We start from the raw sequence: 16680 nt of genomic DNA on the forward strand, positions 1-16680 counted from the left end.
GGGCGGTGAGCGGCAACCCTGCCGGGTTTACTCGTAGCCGAAGGCCTTCAGCGCAGCTTCGTCGTCCGACCAGCCTTCGCGCACGCGCACCCAGGTTTCCAGGAAGACCTTGGCGTCGAACAGGCGCTCCATCTGCATGCGCGACTTGGCGCCGATGTCCTTCAGGCGGCTGCCGCCCTTGCCGATCACGATGGCCTTCTGGCCTTCGCGTTCGACCCAGATCACCGCACCGATGCGCAGCAGGTTGCCGTCTTCGACGAAGCGCTCGATTTCCACCGTGGTGGCGTACGGCAGCTCTTCACCGAGCTGGCGCATCAGCTGCTCACGAACCAGTTCGCCGGCCAGGAAGCGCTGGCTGCGGTCGGTGATTTCATCTTCGCCGAACATCGGCGGGGCTTCGGGCAGCAGCTTCAGGAGGTCGCGCACCAGCGCTTCCAGGCCGTTGCGTTTCTGCGCGGAGATGGGGTGCACGGACGCGAACGTACGGCCTTCGGTGACCTGCTGCAGGAACGGCAGCAGGGCCGCCTTGTCCTTCAGTCGATCGACCTTGTTCACCACCAGCACCACCGGAATGCCGGCGTCGCTGAGCACGTTGAACGCCAGTGTGTCTTCTTCGTCCCAGCGGCCAGCCTCGATCACCAGCATGCCGGCATCCACGCCCTCGAGCGAGCCGCGCGCGGCGCGGTTCATCACCCGGTTCATGGCGCGCTTCTGCACGCGGTGCAGGCCGGGGGTGTCGACCAGCACCAGCTGGCCTTCCGGATAGCTGGCAATACCCAGCAGCCGGTGGCGGGTGGTCTGCGGCCGGTTGGAGACGATGCTGACCTTGGCGCCCACCAGGGCGTTGGTCAGGGTCGACTTGCCGACGTTGGGGCGGCCGATGACGGCCACGCTGCCGCAATGATGGGGGGTTGCTTCGCTCACTTGGAATCCAGTTGCTCGAGGGCGGCAGCTGCCGCCTGTTGTTCGGCCAGCCGTCGCGAGGCACCTTCGCCTTCGGTGCTGACAGCAGGATCGGCTACGCCACAGCGTACCCGGAAGGTCTTGGCGTGATCGTCGCCTGATTCTGACACCAATTCGTACAGCGGCAGCGCCTTCTGTCGGCCCTGCAGCCATTCCTGGAGCCGGGTCTTGGGGTCTTTTTCAGGCTTGCCGGTAGCCGGCAGCGCCTCCATGGAGGGGCCAAACCAGGGCAGGACCACTGCCTGGCACGCGGCGAAGCCTGCGTCCAGGTAGATGGCGGCCACCACGGCCTCCAGCGCGTCGGCCAGGATCGAGTCCCGCCGGTGGCCGCCGGATTTCATCTCGCCCGGCCCGAGCGTGAGCCGCTCGCCCAGATGCAGGGTGCGGGCAATGACCGCCAGCGCGCCTTCGCGCACCAGCTCGGCCCGCGCCCGGGTCAAGGCGCCCTCGTCGGCCTTCGGCCAGCGCTGGTAGAGCGCTTGGGCCACCATCATGTTGACGATGCTGTCACCGAGGAATTCCAGCCGCTCGTTGTTCGGCGTGCCGGCACTGCGATGCGTCAGGGCCTGCTGGAGCAGGCCCGGATCCTGGAAGGCGTGACCGATCTGGTCACCACGTTGATAGGTTTTAGTCGGCACCGCTGAGGGTCAATTCCTGGTGTGCATCAAATTTTCCAACCACGTCGAGGTTGCCCACCAGCGGGCGACGCACTTCGTAGTTGACCTTCATGTTCCAACCGCCACTGACGCGTTCGAACTTGACGTTGGCCGGCTTGACGCTCTCCGAATAGCTGATGTCCAGCCGGCGGAAGAACATTTCCTGCACCTTGCCCGGTTCCATGTTGGCCACGCCCGGTTCCTTGGCCACGCCCTTGAGCGCGGTCTTCACTGCGTAGAACTCGGAATACATCGGGAACAGCTTCATGCCGATGTACAGGCCGAACCCCACGATGCACAGCACGACCAGGAACGAGGTCAGGGTCATGCCACGCTGCGTCTTCATCGTCTTCATTGCGTTCTCCCCAGATACGCGTTTGCCATTGGAATCAGTTGATGCCGGTGCCGATGCGGGACGGTTCGAAACCATCCTTGCAGAACCAGCCCGAGCAGTTCAGCCAGATCAGGAACGCCTTGCCGCGAAGGTTCTCTTCCGGCAGCAGGCCCCAGAAACGGCCGTCATCGCTGTTGTCGCGGTTGTCGCCCATGACCAGGTACTTGCCCGGCGGCACGGTCCACTGGCCTTCGCCACGCGGATAATCGGTCTCCAGCACGGTATGGGTGCGGCCCGGCAGGTGCTCCACCAGCAACGAGGCGCCCTCCCCCTGGCCACGGTGCCCAGCATACAACCCCTTGCTGTCGTACTTGAGCGGGGTGCCGTTGAGGATGACCCCATCGCCCTGGAAGGCGATTTCGTCGCCCGGGACGCCGATCACGCGCTTGATGAAGTTCTCGCCCTTGTTCGGGTCGTTGTCCGAATGGCCCGGGAAGTGGAACACCACCACGTCACCGCGCGCCGGCTCGCCGATCGGGACGACCTTGGCGTTGTTCAGCGGCAGGCGCAGGCCATAGGCGAACTTGTTGACCAGGATGAAATCGCCGATCAGCAGGTTCGGCATCATCGAACTGGACGGGATCTTGTAAGGCTCTGCAATGAAGCTGCGCACCACCAGCACGATGGCCAGCACCGGGAAGAACGCCCGGGAGTAATCCACCAGTACCGGCTCGCTGTCCAGCAGACCGGCCCGCGCCGCGCGGCGCTTGGCGAAGTACAGCTTGTCGGCCAGCAGGATCAGGCCCGAGGCCAGCGTCAGTACGACCAGCAGGATTTCAAACAGTTTCATGCAGTGTCCTTGGGAACGGGAGCCTTACTTGTCCATCTGCAGCACGGCGAGGAAGGCTTCCTGCGGAATCTCCACGCGGCCGACCTGCTTCATGCGCTTCTTGCCTTCCTTCTGCTTCTCCAGCAGCTTCTTCTTGCGCGAAACGTCGCCACCATAGCACTTGGCCAGCACGTTCTTGCGCATGGCCTTGACCGTGGTGCGGGAGATGATCTGCGAGCCGACGGCGGCCTGGATCGCCACGTCGAACATCTGCCGCGGGATCAGTTCCTTCATCTTTTCGCACAGCTCGCGGCCGCGCCGGTCGGCATGGCTGCGGTGCACGATCAGCGACAGCGCATCGACCTTGTCGCCGTTGATCAGCACGTCCACGCGGACGAACGGACCGGCGTCGAACCGCACGAACTGGTAATCCAGCGAGGCATAGCCGCGGCTGACCGACTTGAGCTTGTCGAAGAAGTCCAGCACCACCTCGGCCATCGGCAGCTCGTAGCTGATCTGCACCTGGCTGCCCAGGTAGTTGATGCCGATCTGGCTGCCGCGCTTTTCCTCGCACAGCTTGATGATGTTGCCGATGTACTCCTCGGGGGTAAGCACGTTGGCACGGATGATCGGCTCGCGGATCTCGCTCACCATGTTCACCGGCGGCAGCTTGGCCGGGTTGTCCATGTTGATGATCGTGCCGTCGGTCTTCAGGACTTCATAGATGACGGTCGGCGCGGTGCTGATCAGGTCGAGGTTGTACTCGCGCTCCAGCCGCTCCTGCACGATTTCCATGTGCAGCATGCCCAGGAAGCCGCAGCGGAAGCCGAAGCCCATCGCTTCGGAGCTTTCCGGCTCGAAGCGCAGCGCCGCATCGTTCAGGCGCAGCTTGTCCAGCGCTTCGCGCAGGTCCGGGTAGTCTTCGGCATCGACCGGGAACAGGCCGGCGAACACGCGCGGCTGCATTTCCTGGAAGCCGGGCAATGCCGACGGCGCCGGGTCGGCGGCCAGGGTCAGGGTGTCGCCCACCGGGGCACCATGCACGTCCTTGATGCTGGCCGTGACCCAGCCCACCTCGCCCGCGCGCAGGGCCGGCAGCACCTTGCGCTTGGGGGTGAACACGCCGACGTTGTCGACCTGGTGGTTGCGGCCGGTGGACATCACCTGCAGCTTGTCACCGGCCTTGATCTGGCCCTGCATCACGCGCACCAGCGAGACCACGCCCAGGTAGTTGTCGAACCAGGAGTCGATGATCAGCGCCTGCAGCTTGTCGGTATCGCGCGGCTGCGGGGCCGGGATGCGATGCACGATGGCTTCCAGCACGTCCACCACGTTCAGGCCGGTCTTGGCACTCACCGGCACCGCGTCGCTGGCATCGATGCCGATCACGGCTTCGATTTCGGCCTTGGCGCGCTCGATGTCGGCAGTGGGCAGGTCGATCTTGTTGATCACCGGCACCACTTCCAGGCCCTGCTCCACGGCGGTGTAGCAGTTGGCGACCGACTGTGCTTCCACGCCCTGGGCCGCATCCACCACCAGCAGCGCGCCTTCGCAGGCGGCCAGCGAGCGGCTGACTTCATAGGAGAAGTCGACGTGCCCGGGGGTGTCGATGAAATTCAGGTGGTAGGTCTGGCCATCTTTGGCCACGTACGGCAGCGACACCGACTGGGCCTTGATGGTGATGCCGCGCTCGCGCTCGATCGGATTGGAGTCGAGCACCTGCGCCTCCATCTCGCGGGCCTGGAGGCCGCCGCAAAGCTGGATGATGCGGTCGGCCAGCGTGGACTTGCCGTGGTCGACGTGGGCGATGATGGAGAAGTTGCGGATGTTCCGCATCGAATCAGAGGACATAGGTGGCGGCGGCGCGGCGCGTCGTCAGGATAACGGCACATTATCGCATGGCCGACCCCTCCCCGCGTGCCGGGGCGCCAAATACGACCGGGCCCGCCGAAGCGGGCCCGGAAACGCAGCAGGGACGGGGTTTACTGCCCGGTTTTGACCGCCACGAAGGCGCTGTTGCTGCCCGCGCGCACCAGCAGCATCACCACGTCGCCCTTCTTGTAGCCGCCCAGCGCCTTGTTCAGCGCAGCCACGCTGCCGACCGGGGTGCGCCCGACCTGCAGGATCACCATGCCCGGCGACAACCGGGCATCGCGGGCAGCCTGGCCCTTGACGTTGGTGATGCGCACGCCTTCGCCCGCGTCCAGCCCCAGCTGCTGGCGCTGCGGGGCGGTCAGGTCGGCCACGTCCAGGCCCAGCAGGGCGTTGGCACCCACCTGCGGCGCCGCGTCGGCGGCAGCCGGACCGGCGGTGCCGCGGGCGGCATCCTCGGCCAGCTCGGTCAGGGTCGCGGTGATCTCACGTTCCTTCCCTTCGCGCAGCACGCCCAAGCGGACCTTGCTGCCCGGCGCCTGGGCGCCGATCAGCGGCGGCAGATCGCTGAAGGTGTTGATCGGGGTGCCGTTGACCGAGCGGATCACATCGCCGACTTCCAGCCCGGATCTGGCCGCGGCACTGCCCGGAACCAGTTCGTTGACCAGCGCGCCACGGCTGTCGGGCAGGTTGAAGCCCTGCGCCACGTCGCCGGTGATGGCGCCCACGATGGCGCCCAGCTGGCCACGGCTCACGCGCCCGTTCTTCTTGATCTGCTCGACCGCCCCCATGGCCAGGTCGATCGGGATCGCGAAGCTGATGCCCATGTAGCCGCCCGAAGCGGAGAAGATCTGCGAGTTGATGCCGACCACTTCACCGCGGGTATTGAGCAGCGGGCCGCCCGAGTTGCCCTGGTTGATCGCCACGTCGGTCTGGATGAACGGCACGTAGCGCTGGTCCTGGCCGCCGGTGCTGCGCCCGACCGCACTGACCACGCCGGCGGTGACCGAGTGGTCCAGTCCGAACGGCGAGCCGATCGCGACCACCCACTGGCCGGGCTTGAGCGTGTTGGAATCGCCCACGCGCACGGTCGGCAGGTTCTTCGCATCGATCTTGAGCAGGGCCACGTCGTACTGCTGGTCGCTGCCGATCACCTTGGCGGTGAACTCGCGGCGGTCGCCCAGCTTGACCTTCACTTCGCCGGCGTCGGCCACCACATGGTGGTTGGTCAGCACGTAGCCGTCGGGCGAGATGATGAAGCCCGAGCCCATGCCGCGGCCGCGGATGCTGGGACCTTCATCGTCGCCACCGGGCTGGCCCGGCATCTGGAAGTCCGGGCCGAAGAAGCGGCGGAAGAACTCCGGCATCTCGTCATCGCCCGGACCGGGGCCGGCGCCGCGCGCCTGGCGGTTGCTGCGCACGATGGTGGTTTCAATGTTGACCACGCCCGGACCGACCTGCTCCACCAGGTTGGTGAAGTCCGGCAGGCCACTGACCAGCGGCGCGGCCGGCGCACGCGGGGCGGCGGCCACCTGCGCTGCAGGCGCGGTCGGGCTGGGCGACTGGGCACAGGCCACCAGCGGAAGGGTGATGGCCAGCAGGGCCATGGCGTGCGTGCGGATACGGGCGGTCATCAGACTCGAGCCTCCGGGTCAGGGATGTTCAGGGGAAGGGGTGGCGCTGCACGTCGCGTGCAGCGCCTGGATGTCGGGAATGGAGGCAAAGGTCAGTCGCGCTGGCGACGCACCGGCGGCGCGCCGGACGCGTCATCCTGCAGGCGCGGCTCGAACGGATAGAACGCCGCCTGGGGCTCCTGCGTGGAGAAGCTGGCATTGAGCGCCCCGCTGCTGCCCACCGTCGAGCGCGGCCACGGCCGGGCCTGCAGGTTGCCGACTTCACCGAACGGCAGGGTCCGGGCATCGGTGGCTGGCACCGACGGGGCCGGCGCCGGCTGGCTGGCCACCGCACGCACCGGTTCGGCGCTGCGGCCGGCCACGCTGCGCGCGGCGGCCTGCTGGGTGCGGGTGGCACTGCTACGGCGGGCAGTGACGGCTGCGGCCGGCACGGCGGCCACGGCCAGGGCGGCATCGGCCACCACGGCGGCATCCAGCGGCGCGCGCGGCGGTGCCGGCGGCAGCCGCGCCTGGCTGGCGATGATCGTGGTCGGTTGCTCCAGCGGCGCCTGCCCGGGCAACTGCTCGCGGCTCATGAACAGCGCGATGGCGGCCACCGAGGCGGCCAGCGCGGCACCGCCACCCCAGCGCAGCAGACCGCCGCGGCGCTGGCGCGGCGCCGGCGTTGCGGCGACCACCGTGACCGGCTCGGCCGCGACAGCGGCCTGGATCCGGTCGGCAAAGCCCTGCGGCGCCGGCGCACAGGCCTGCCCGCGCAGCACATCGCCCAGCAGCTGCCAGCGTTCCTGGCAGCGCGACAGGTCTTCATCGTGTTCCAGGCGGCGCAGCAGGAACCGCGCCTCTTCCAGCGGCAGCTCTCCATCGACCAGCGCAGAAAGCTGCTGGCGGTGGTGGGAATCGAATTTGTCAGGCATCTGGTGGCTCATACGCGGCTCTTCTCGCGGGTGGCGCTGCCGACATCCAGCAGCGGCCGAAGTTCAGTGTCGATCGCCTCGCGGGCACGGAAAATCCGCGACCGCACGGTGCCGATCGGGCACCCCATCTTCTGCGCGATTTCTTCGTAACTCAGGCCCTCAACCTCGCGCAGGGTGATGGCCGATCTCAACTCTTCCGGCAACGCCGACACCGCCTTCATCACCGTCTGCTCCAGCTCCTGGCGCATCAACTCGCGTTCGGGCGTGTCGGTATCGCGCAGGCGGGTGCCGCTGTCGAACTGTTCGGCGTCCCCGATCTCGATGTCATCGGTGGGCGGGCGGCGGTTGTGGGCGGCTAGATGGTTTTTGGCAGTATTCACGGCGATCCGGTGCAACCAGGTATAGAACTGGGCATCGCCGCGGAAACTGCCGATCGCGCGGTAAGCGCGGACGAACGTATCCTGGGCAACGTCCTGACATTCACTCCAGTCGGCGATGTAGCGCCCGATCAAGGCGACGATCCGATGCTGGTACTTGCGCACCAGCACATCGAACGCCGCACTTTCGCCGCGCTGCACGCGCCGGACCAGCTCCAGGTCCAGCTCCTGTGGTGTTTCAACCTCGGCCATGGGGGGCCGCACTCCTGTCAGCCCAACCGACGTCGGGCAATGAGACTGCCAATCCCGGGAAAAGTTCAGCGCCGATCACCGCGCGCCGTACCAGCTTTTAACCACCGTTCCGTTAAGGTTCCAGATCACCGCCATGAACCGGGTGCTCCTCCCCCCCAGCTATGGGGATTTGACGGGGAGGAAACAACCTCTGGATCATAGCCCCCTTCTCCATACACAACCGGATGGAACGCCTCCATGCTCTCAGGCTTCGATGGGCTCCGCTTCTCACATTGGCACCCCGAGATCCGTGACGATGGTGTCGTGGTGCTCAGCCTCGACCGCCACGACAGCAGCGTCAATGCGATGTCGCAGGACGTGTTGCTGGAACTGGGCGACCTGGTCGAACGCCTGGCGCTGGACCCGCCCAAGGCGGTGGTGGTGCAGTCGATCAAGCCGGCCGGCTTCATCGCCGGTGCGGACCTGAAGGAATTCCAGGAGTTCGATCGCCGCGGCACCGTCAACGACGCCATCCGCCGTGGCCAGACCACCTACCAGAAGCTGTCCGAGCTGCCCTGCCCGACCGTGGCCGCCATCCATGGCCACTGCCTGGGCGGCGGCACCGAGCTGGCGCTGGCCTGCCGCTACCGCGTGGCCTCCAACGATCCCTCCACCCGGATCGGCCTGCCCGAAACCCAGCTCGGCATCTTCCCCGGTTGGGGTGGCAGCGCGCGGCTGCCGCAGCTGGTCGGCGCCCCCGCCGCCATGGACATGATGCTGACCGGCCGCAACCTGTCGGCATCGGCCGCCCGCAACATCGGCCTGGTCGACAAGGTCGTCGCCCCGGCGGTGCTGCTCGACACCGCCGTCGCACTGGGCCTGTCCGGCACCACCCGCCCGTTCAAACAGCGCCTGACCGCCTGGGCCTCCAACACCTGGCTGGCGCGCAGGCTGCTCGCCCCGCAGATGGCCAAGCAGGTCGCGCGCAAGGCCAGGAAAGACCACTACCCTGCCCCGTATGCCCTGATCAACACCTGGGCACGCACCGGCGGCAGCGGCATCCAGGCTCGCCTGGACGCCGAACGCCGCGCCGTGGTCAAGCTGGCCGGCACCCCGACCGCGCGCAACCTGATCCGCATCTTCTTCCTGACCGAGCGCCTCAAGGCACTGGGCGGAAAGGACCACGGCATCCGCCACGTGCACGTGGTCGGCGCCGGCGTGATGGGCGGCGACATCGCCGCGTGGTCTGCCTACAAGGGCTTCGAGGTCACCCTGCAGGACCGCGAACAGCGCTTCATCGACCCGGCCATCCAACGCGCCCAGGCCCTGTTCGCCAAGAAAGTGCGTGACGAGAGCAAGCGCCCCGCCGTCGCCGCCCGCCTCAAGGCCGACCTCGCCGGTGACGGCGTTGCCGTGGCCGACCTGGTGATCGAAGCCATCATCGAAGATGCCGAAGCCAAGCGTGGCCTGTACCAGACGCTCGAGCCGAAGATGAAGGTCGACGCCCTGCTGACCACCAACACCTCCTCCATCCCGCTGGTGGAACTGCGCGACCACATCCAGCGCCCGGCCCAGTTCGCCGGCCTGCACTACTTCAATCCCGTCGCCCAGATGCCGCTGGTGGAAATCATCCACCACGACGGCATGGCCCCGGAAACCGAACGCCGCCTGGCCTCGTTCTGCAAGGCCCTGGGCAAGTTCCCCGTGCCCGTCGCCGGAACCCCTGGTTTCCTGGTCAACCGCGTCCTGTTCCCCTACATGCTCGAAGCGGCCACCGCTTACGCCGAAGGCGTGCCCGGCCCGGTCATCGACAAGGCCGCCGTCAAGTTCGGCATGCCCATGGGCCCGATCGAACTGCTCGACACCGTCGGTCTGGACGTCGCCGCCGGCGTCGGCAAGGAACTGGCCCCGTTCCTCGGCCTGCAGATCCCCGCTGCCCTGCAGACCGTCGAACCGGGCAAGCGCGGCAAGAAGGATGGCCAGGGCATCTACAAGTGGGACAACGGCCGCGCCCAGAAGCCGGACGTACCAGCCAATTACCAGGCGCCGGAGGACCTGGAGGACCGCCTGATCCTGCCGCTGCTCAACGAAGCGGTCGCCTGCCTGCACGACGGCGTGGTGGCAGACGCCGACCTGCTCGATGCCGGTGTCATCTTCGGTACCGGCTTCGCCCCGTTCCGCGGCGGCCCGATCCAGTACATCCGCGCCACCGGCGCCGATGCGCTGGTGGAGCGCCTGAAGGTACTGCAGCAGCGCCACGGCGACCGTTTTGCCCCGCGACCGGGTTGGGATGCGGCAGTGCTGCGCGAACCGGTGATCTGACGGTTGATTGACCAAAACAGAAACGCCACCGCCCGGTGGCGTTTCTGTTTGCCGTTAGTTGGTTGATCCCGATCCCAATGGGCCGATAACGGTTACTGGCCTCTGGTTGGTTCATCCCGATCTGCGGACGTTACGTAACGATTCGTAGCCCCGGCCGTTGGCCGGACACCGCGCGCAGCGCGGCCCAAGCATCCGAAGGCGGTTGCGCAACGATCGCGACCATCCACCCGGCGTTTAAACGTTCCGAAGCCGTCCGTCCGGGGTCATGAACGCCTGAAACACGATTTCGGTATGGTCCAAACGTCGGGTTGATGGTCGCGGGCGATGAAACACGATCTTCGGAAACCTGGGCCGCGCTGCGCGCGGTGTCCGGCCAACGGCCGGGGCTACGAGTTTTTACGGGCCCATTGGGATCGGGATTGACCCACCACGGGCCCATTCGGATCCAGGTCAACCCACCAACATGTAATGCGGGCGACCTGCGGTTGGCTGGAACAACCTGTTACCCGAACGGGCCATGAAACCGCCCTGCGCGCGTGCCATTCTTCCTGCCTGTCCCCGCCAGCGAGAAAGCCCGCATGACGACCATCATCGCCCCGCGTGTCCATGACATCGGCGGCCTCGAAGTCCGCCGCGCCGTGCCCAGCATCCAGGCGCGCAGCGTCGGCCCGTTCGTGTTCGTCGACCAGATGGGCCCCGCCGTCATGGGCGCCGGTGCCGGCATCGACGTCCGCCCGCACCCGCACATCGGCCTGGCCACCGTCACCTTCCTCTGGTCCGGCGCCATCGGCCACCGCGACACCCTCGGCTCCGACCAGGTGATCCGCCCCGGCGACGTCAACTGGATGACCGCCGGCCGCGGCATCGCCCACTCCGAACGCACCCCGCCGGTCGAACGCGAACACGACCATCCCATCCACGGCATGCAGACCTGGGTCGCACTGCCGAAGGCGTATGAAGAAACCGCGCCCGCCTTCTACCACCACGCCGCCGCCACCCTGCCCGAGCAGCGCCGCAATGGCGCCTGGCTGCGCGTCATCGCCGGTCGCGCCTACGGCGAAGAATCCCCCGTTAAAGTCTTTGCCGACACCCTCAACGTCGCCATCGACCTGGACCCCGGTGCCGAACTCGACCTCGATACCGGCCACGTCGAACGCGCGCTCTACATCCTGGAAGGCGAGGCCCAGCTCGACGGCGTCGATCTGCCCGCCCAGCATCTCATCATTCCCGAAGCCGGCGCCCGTGGCCGGTTGCGTGCCAAGACGCCGTTGAAGGCCATGCTGCTCGGTGGTGAACCGCTGGACGGACCGCGCCACCTCTGGTGGAACTTCGTGTCCAGTTCCAAGGAACGCATCGAGCAGGCCAAGCACGATTGGGAATCGGGTGCTTTCGGCAACATTCCCGGCGACGACAAGGAATTCATTCCACTGCCGGCGTGATGCGCGCCCGTTGCATCATCCGATTTCCGACGTGATTCCCCCTGGGCATCCGTGGAGATCTTCAATGAGCATGGGCAAGCGTCTGGCCGCCGAATTCCTCGGCACCTTCTGGCTGGTTCTCGGCGGCTGTGGCAGCGCCGTCCTCGCAGCGAAATTCGGCGGTGACGGCAACCCGCTGGGCATCGGCTTCCTCGGCGTCGCACTGGCTTTCGGCCTCACCGTGCTGACCGGCGCCTACGCGTTCGGCCACATCTCCGGCGCCCACTTCAACCCCGCTGTCAGCGTCGGCCTGTGGGTCGGCGGGCGTTTCCCGGCGCGCGACCTGCTGCCCTACATCGTCGCCCAGGTGCTGGGCGGCCTGCTGGCCGGCTTCATCCTGCTGCAGATCGCCTCCGGGGCACCCGGTTTCCAGATCGACAACAACCAGGCCGGTGCCTTCGCCAGCAACGGTTACGGCGCACTCTCGCCCGGTGGCTACAGCGTCGCCGCCGCCTTCCTGTGCGAAGTGGTGCTCACCGCCCTGTTCCTGGTGGTCATCATGGGCGCCACCCACGGCCGTGCCCCGGCGGGCTTCGCCCCGATCGCCATCGGCCTGGCCCTGACCCTGATCCACCTGATCAGCATCCCGGTCACCAACACCTCCGTGAACCCGGCCCGCTCCACCGCCGTGGCGGTGTTCGCCGGCAGCGGCGCGCTGGGCCAGCTGTGGCTGTTCTGGCTGGCCCCGCTGCTGGGCGGCCTGATCGGCGGCATCGCCTACAAATGGATCGGTGCCGATGGCCCACCCCGCTAACCGGGTTCAGAATCATTTGAAACGGTTATTTGAAGAACCGGTCACATTCCGTTAAGGTCGAAATCACCAGACCGTCACCTGACGGGTCCTTCCGGTAAGCGCATGGGGCATGCGCAGCACATCGGCCAGGGAACGCTTGGCCACCGGAAGCGCCCGCAGGGGACGGCACGGCTACTTGCACACTTGGGGGAACGCATGAAGATCCTGCACGCCTTGATATTCCTTGGCCTTTCACTGACGGCCGGCATCGCCACGGCGCAATCGGCCGCCAAATGCCCGGCACTGCCCGAATCCAGCGGCCTGCAATGGCAGGAACAGTCTGCGGCCACCTACGTGCTCTGCAAGGCCACTGCGGCAGACGGGCGCGAAGTCATGACCATGATGCTCACCGGGCGCGACCCGGATATTCCGCTGCCCCGCCCGCTGCGCCAGGAAAAGGGCAACTTCGCCGGTGAGTCGCTGTACTGGTACCAGCCTGACCTGGGCGGACAGCAGCCGCCGGGGTATGCCACCCGCCGCATGACCGTGGTCAAGTTCGACAAGAACCGCTACGCGCAGATTTCGCTGTATCCCAGCGACGCCAGCGAGCTGCGCGCGCTGCAGACGTTGTCGCAGGGCATGAACCTCAATCCGTCGGCGGTCGCCGCCGAGCGGTGACACCCGGTAGCGCCGGCCGTTGGCCGGCGCTGGCTTGTTTCAGAAGCGGCCTTCCTGGAAATCCACGAAGGCCTGCATCAGTTCCTGCCTGGTGTTCATCACGAACGGGCCATGGCGCATCACCGGCTCCCGCAACGGCCGCCCGGCGACCAGGATCAATCGCGCTCCACCGGCGCCCGCGCGCAGCTGCAGCAGTTCGCCGCCATCGAGCACCGCCATTTCCTGCCGGTCGACCGGACGCGCGTCATCGCCGTCGCCAATCGTCAGCCCGCCTTCGAACACATAGGCGAACGCGTTATGCCCTTCAGGCAGCACGTAATCCCAGGCCGTGCCTGCATCCAGCTGCACATCCAGGTACAACGGATCGGTGGCCGGCTGCACGATCGGGCCGACCGTGTCGCCCACCTGCCCGGCGATCACCTTGACCTGCACGCCCGGCGCCGGCTGCGCCAGCGGAATGCGGTCCGGCGCGAACTCCTGGTACTTGGGATCGGTCATCTTGTCGCGCGCCGGCAGGTTCACCCACAACTGGAAGCCGCGCATCTGCCCCGATTCCTGCTCGGGCATTTCCGAATGCACCAGGCCGCGGCCGGCGGTCATCCACTGCACGCTGCCCGGGGTGAGCAGGCCCTCGTTGCCGTGGTTGTCCTTGTGCCGCATGCGCCCGTCGAGCATGTAGGTCACGGTCTCGAAGCCGCGATGCGGGTGGCTGGGGAAGCCGGCGATGTAGTCCTCGGCGCGATCGGTGCCGAATTCATCCAGCAGCAGGAACGGGTCAAGGTCCGGCAGCGAGGGACCACCGATGACCCGGGTCAGGCGCACGCCGGCCCCGTCGGAGGTGGCCATGCCACGGATGGTGCGCTGCACGCGCACCGGGGTTGGGCTGCTCATGTTGACTCCGGCGAAAGGAAGATGGATACAAGATGGGCGCAGCCCCCGGAGGCGCCAACCGTCATGCCCGCAACCGATTGTTCCAAGCGTGGTGTTCTGTACCCGTGTACGACCAAAGTACTAGCGGCAAGCCTCCGCAGGCGCATTGACCCGGTCACTGCCAGGGCGGACCCTTACGGAGTTCTTCAGGGAGACGCAATCTCATGAAAGGTTTTTCCAAGCTGGGTTGGGCGGCGCTCGCGCTGCTCGGCGCATTCTGTCTTGGCACCGTCGCATTGCGGCGGGGCGAACACATCAACGCGCTGTGGATCGTGGTCGCCGCAGTCTCCATCTATCTCATTGCCTATCGCTTCTACAGCCTGTTCATCGCCGACAAGGTGATGCAGCTCGATCCCACCCGGGCCACGCCCGCGGTGATCAACAACGATGGCCTGGATTACGTGCCCACCAACAAGCACGTGCTGTTCGGCCACCACTTCGCGGCCATCGCCGGTGCGGGGCCGCTGGTAGGCCCGGTGCTGGCGGCGCAGATGGGCTACCTGCCCGGCCTGCTGTGGCTGGTGGTGGGCGTGGTACTGGCCGGCGCGGTGCAGGACTTCATGATCCTGTTCATTTCCAGCCGCCGCAACGGGCGTTCACTGGGTGACCTGGTGCGCGAGGAAATGGGCCAGGTGCCTGGCACCATCGCGTTGTTCGGCGCATTCCTGATCATGATCATCATCCTGGCGGTGCTGGCGATGGTGGTGGTGAAGGCACTGGCGGAAAGCCCGTGGGGCATGTTCACGGTGATTGCGACGATGCCCATCGCGATCCTGATGGGCATCTACATGCGCTACATCCGCCCGGGCAAGATCGGCGAAATTTCGGTGGTGGGGTTGATCCTGCTGCTGCTGGCGATCTGGTACGGCGGCAAGGTGGCGGCGGACCCGGTCTGGGGCCCGGCCTTCACCTTCACCGGGATCCAGATCACCTGGATGCTGATCGGTTACGGCTTCGTGGCATCGGTGCTGCCGGTGTGGCTGCTGCTGGCCCCGCGCGATTACCTGTCGACGTTCCTGAAGATCGGCACGATCGTGGCGCTGGCCATCGGCATCCTGATCGTGATGCCGGAGCTGAAGATGCCGGCGCTGACGCAGTTCGCGGCCAGCGGTGATGGTCCGGTGTGGAAGGGCGGCATGTTCCCGTTCCTGTTCATCACCATTGCGTGCGGTGCGGTGTCGGGCTTCCATGCGCTGATCGCGTCGGGTACGACGCCGAAGCTGCTGGCCAATGAGCGCCACATGCGCTACATCGGTTACGGCGGCATGCTGATGGAATCGTTCGTGGCGGTGATGGCGCTGGTGGCGGCATCGATCATCGATCCGGGCATCTACTTTGCGATGAACAGCCCGGCGGCGGTGATCGGTGCCGATGCGGTCTCGGCGGCACACTACATCACCACGACGTGGGGCTTCACGATCACGCCGGAGCAGCTGGAGGCGACGGCGGCGGCGATTGGCGAGCCGACGATCCTGCACCGTGCGGGTGGCGCGCCGACGCTGGCGGTGGGTATCGCGCAGATCCTGCACCAGGCGATCCCGAGTGGCAGCAACGCGATGATGGCGTTCTGGTACCACTTCGCGATCCTGTTCGAGGCACTGTTCATCCTGACGGCGGTGGATGCGGGTACGCGTGCGGGCCGCTTCATGCTGCAGGACCTGTTGGGCAACTTCATCCCGGCGCTGAAGAAGACCGAGTCGTGGACGGCGAACATCATCGCGACGGCGGGCTGCGTGGCGCTGTGGGGCTATCTGCTGTACACGGGCGTGGTGGATCCGTTCGGTGGCATCCAGACGTTGTGGCCGCTGTTCGGCATCTCGAACCAGATGCTGGCGGGTATCGCGCTGATGCTGGGTACGGTGGTGCTGTTCAAGATGAAGCGTGACCGCTATGCGTGGGTGACGGCGGTGCCGGCGGTATGGCTGCTGATCTGCACGACGTATGCGGGGCTGATCAAGATCTTCGACAGCAATCCGGCGCAGGGCTTCCTGGCGCAGGCGCACAAGTTCCAGGATGCGATTGCGAGCGGGACGATCACGGCACCGGCCAAGACGGTGGGGCAGATGCAGCAGATCGTGGTGAACGCGTACGTCAACACGGGGCTGACGGTGCTGTTCCTGTTCGTGGTGTTCGCGATCCTGGCCTATGCGATCAAGACGATCGTGGTGGCACGCCGTACGCCGCAGCGCACGGACCGTGAGACGGAATACGTGGCGCTGCAGCCGCACCAGATGGCGGACCTGTGATGAGCACGGGTCTGGTTCCGGTCGGGCAGTACCAGGCGCACCGACGCATCTGGCGGCGCCTGGTGCAGACGGCACGTCTGTGCTGCGGGATTCCCGATTACGACAACTACGTGCGGCACGTGCTGGAGAAGCATCCGGACCGCACGCCGATGGACTACAAGACGTTCTTCCGCGAGCGTCAGGAAGCGCGTTACGGCGGCCGCAATGGGGGTCGCTGCTGCTGACATTGGCGCTATCGCGCTGTTGAACGGTAGGTCTCGACCGTTGGTCGAGACGGCTTCTAGAAGCGAAAAGGCGGCGCATTCGCGCCGCCTTTTCCTTTGGCTCTGCATTTCCATCGGCTATGGCGGGACGCCGGTGGGGGTGCGGGACACGCCGTGAACCCATCCCTGGGGGCTTGTAGAAAACATCCATGTTTTCTACAGTCCCGCACCCCCACCGCCGCCCCGCCATCCACAGTTCCCTGATGACGGAGCGGAAAAG

At 66.5% G+C, this 16680-nt stretch carries 15 protein-coding genes; 6 read left to right on the forward strand and 9 right to left on the reverse strand.

Annotation, left to right across the window (positions count from 1 at the left end):
- Positions 1 to 27: 27 nt before the first annotated feature.
- The 8 genes from era to rpoE form a co-directional block, all read right to left on the reverse strand.
- Positions 28 to 924 carry a GTPase Era gene (era, locus tag KVS69_RS08545; protein WP_068853623.1) on the reverse strand — a complete coding sequence of 299 codons (897 nt, stop codon included), beginning with the start codon at positions 922 to 924 and terminating at the stop codon, positions 28 to 30.
- Positions 921 to 1601 (reverse strand): ribonuclease III, encoded by a 681-nt coding sequence (gene rnc / locus KVS69_RS08550; RefSeq protein WP_068853624.1) that lies wholly within the window; start codon positions 1599 to 1601, stop codon positions 921 to 923. Before rnc ends, era begins: the two co-directional genes overlap by 4 nt.
- Entirely contained in the window at positions 1591 to 1974 is a 384-nt protein-coding gene (locus KVS69_RS08555; RefSeq protein ID WP_068853625.1) for a DUF4845 domain-containing protein, read from the reverse strand. Before KVS69_RS08555 ends, rnc begins: the two co-directional genes overlap by 11 nt.
- Positions 1975 to 2008: 34 nt before the next feature.
- Positions 2009 to 2803, reverse strand: a complete 795-nt coding sequence (lepB, locus tag KVS69_RS08560) for a signal peptidase I (protein WP_095363548.1) — start codon at positions 2801 to 2803, stop codon at positions 2009 to 2011.
- A 24-nt stretch (positions 2804 to 2827) separates the two neighbouring features.
- Positions 2828 to 4618: a translation elongation factor 4 gene (gene lepA, locus KVS69_RS08565; RefSeq protein ID WP_068853627.1), complete on the reverse strand. Its 1791-nt coding sequence runs from the start codon at positions 4616 to 4618 to the stop codon at positions 2828 to 2830.
- 146 nt (positions 4619 to 4764) lie between these two features.
- On the reverse strand, positions 4765 to 6288 hold the full coding sequence (locus tag KVS69_RS08570) for a DegQ family serine endoprotease (protein ID WP_217537757.1): 1524 nt from the start codon (positions 6286 to 6288) through the stop codon (positions 4765 to 4767).
- Positions 6289 to 6380: 92 nt separating this feature from the next.
- Positions 6381 to 7202 carry a sigma-E factor negative regulatory protein gene (locus KVS69_RS08575; RefSeq protein ID WP_254622090.1) on the reverse strand — a complete coding sequence of 274 codons (822 nt, stop codon included), beginning with the start codon at positions 7200 to 7202 and terminating at the stop codon, positions 6381 to 6383.
- An 8-nt stretch (positions 7203 to 7210) separates the two neighbouring features.
- A complete protein-coding gene (gene rpoE, locus KVS69_RS08580; protein ID WP_068853630.1) occupies positions 7211 to 7831 on the reverse strand; it encodes an RNA polymerase sigma factor RpoE in 621 nt (206 codons plus the stop codon).
- Between the two features lie 237 nt (positions 7832 to 8068).
- Here rpoE and KVS69_RS08585 point away from each other — a divergent pair, with 237 nt between their 5' ends.
- The 4 genes from KVS69_RS08585 to KVS69_RS08600 all read left to right on the forward strand — a co-directional run bounded on the left by KVS69_RS08585 (position 8069) and on the right by KVS69_RS08600 (position 13021).
- Positions 8069 to 10132, forward strand: a complete 2064-nt coding sequence (locus tag KVS69_RS08585) for a 3-hydroxyacyl-CoA dehydrogenase NAD-binding domain-containing protein (RefSeq protein WP_217537759.1) — start codon at positions 8069 to 8071, stop codon at positions 10130 to 10132.
- 578 nt (positions 10133 to 10710) lie between these two features.
- Positions 10711 to 11571 carry a pirin family protein gene (locus tag KVS69_RS08590; RefSeq protein WP_068853632.1) on the forward strand — a complete coding sequence of 287 codons (861 nt, stop codon included), beginning with the start codon at positions 10711 to 10713 and terminating at the stop codon, positions 11569 to 11571.
- Positions 11572 to 11635: 64 nt separating this feature from the next.
- Entirely contained in the window at positions 11636 to 12364 is a 729-nt protein-coding gene (gene aqpZ, locus KVS69_RS08595; protein WP_217537760.1) for an aquaporin Z, read from the forward strand.
- A 195-nt stretch (positions 12365 to 12559) separates the two neighbouring features.
- Positions 12560 to 13021, forward strand: coding sequence for a hypothetical protein (locus KVS69_RS08600; RefSeq protein ID WP_210130831.1), 462 nt, complete (start codon positions 12560 to 12562; stop codon positions 13019 to 13021).
- A 39-nt stretch (positions 13022 to 13060) separates the two neighbouring features.
- Here KVS69_RS08600 and KVS69_RS08605 read toward each other — a convergent pair whose 3' ends face one another.
- A complete protein-coding gene (locus tag KVS69_RS08605; RefSeq protein ID WP_217537761.1) occupies positions 13061 to 13912 on the reverse strand; it encodes a pirin family protein in 852 nt (283 codons plus the stop codon).
- Between the two features lie 203 nt (positions 13913 to 14115).
- Between KVS69_RS08605 and KVS69_RS08610 the strand changes: the two genes are divergently transcribed.
- A complete protein-coding gene (locus KVS69_RS08610) occupies positions 14116 to 16197 on the forward strand; it encodes a carbon starvation CstA family protein (RefSeq protein ID WP_068853635.1) in 2082 nt (693 codons plus the stop codon).
- Positions 16197 to 16421 (forward strand): CstA-like transporter-associated (seleno)protein, encoded by a 225-nt coding sequence (locus KVS69_RS08615; protein WP_068853636.1) that lies wholly within the window; start codon positions 16197 to 16199, stop codon positions 16419 to 16421. The genes KVS69_RS08610 and KVS69_RS08615 overlap by 1 nt, the downstream gene beginning before the upstream one ends.
- Positions 16422 to 16680: the final 259 nt, after the last annotated feature.

It is taken from the genome of Stenotrophomonas sp. GbtcB23, assembly GCF_019091045.1.
In the GTDB taxonomy this organism is placed as follows: Bacteria; Pseudomonadota; Gammaproteobacteria; order Xanthomonadales; family Xanthomonadaceae; genus Stenotrophomonas; species Stenotrophomonas rhizophila_A.

Bases quoted from the DNA above. Each gene is read 5' to 3' on its own strand.
- aqpZ (WP_217537760.1), top strand. From the start codon at position 11,636: ATGAGCATGGGCAAGCGTCTGGCCGCCGAATTCCTCGGCACCTTCTGG.
- lepA (WP_068853627.1), bottom strand. From the start codon at position 4,618: ATGCGGAACATCCGCAACTTCTCCATCATCGCCCACGTCGACCACGGC.
- KVS69_RS08585 (WP_217537759.1), top strand. From the start codon at position 8,069: ATGCTCTCAGGCTTCGATGGGCTCCGCTTCTCACATTGGCACCCCGAG.
- KVS69_RS08600 (WP_210130831.1), top strand. From the start codon at position 12,560: ATGAAGATCCTGCACGCCTTGATATTCCTTGGCCTTTCACTGACGGCC.
- KVS69_RS08570 (WP_217537757.1), bottom strand. From the start codon at position 6,288: ATGACCGCCCGTATCCGCACGCACGCCATGGCCCTGCTGGCCATCACC.
- KVS69_RS08610 (WP_068853635.1), top strand. From the start codon at position 14,116: ATGAAAGGTTTTTCCAAGCTGGGTTGGGCGGCGCTCGCGCTGCTCGGC.
- KVS69_RS08615 (WP_068853636.1), top strand. From the start codon at position 16,197: ATGAGCACGGGTCTGGTTCCGGTCGGGCAGTACCAGGCGCACCGACGC.
- KVS69_RS08575 (WP_254622090.1), bottom strand. From the start codon at position 7,202: ATGCCTGACAAATTCGATTCCCACCACCGCCAGCAGCTTTCTGCGCTG.
- KVS69_RS08555 (WP_068853625.1), bottom strand. From the start codon at position 1,974: ATGAAGACGATGAAGACGCAGCGTGGCATGACCCTGACCTCGTTCCTG.
- lepB (WP_095363548.1), bottom strand. From the start codon at position 2,803: ATGAAACTGTTTGAAATCCTGCTGGTCGTACTGACGCTGGCCTCGGGC.
- KVS69_RS08605 (WP_217537761.1), bottom strand. From the start codon at position 13,912: ATGAGCAGCCCAACCCCGGTGCGCGTGCAGCGCACCATCCGTGGCATG.
- KVS69_RS08590 (WP_068853632.1), top strand. From the start codon at position 10,711: ATGACGACCATCATCGCCCCGCGTGTCCATGACATCGGCGGCCTCGAA.
- rpoE (WP_068853630.1), bottom strand. From the start codon at position 7,831: ATGGCCGAGGTTGAAACACCACAGGAGCTGGACCTGGAGCTGGTCCGG.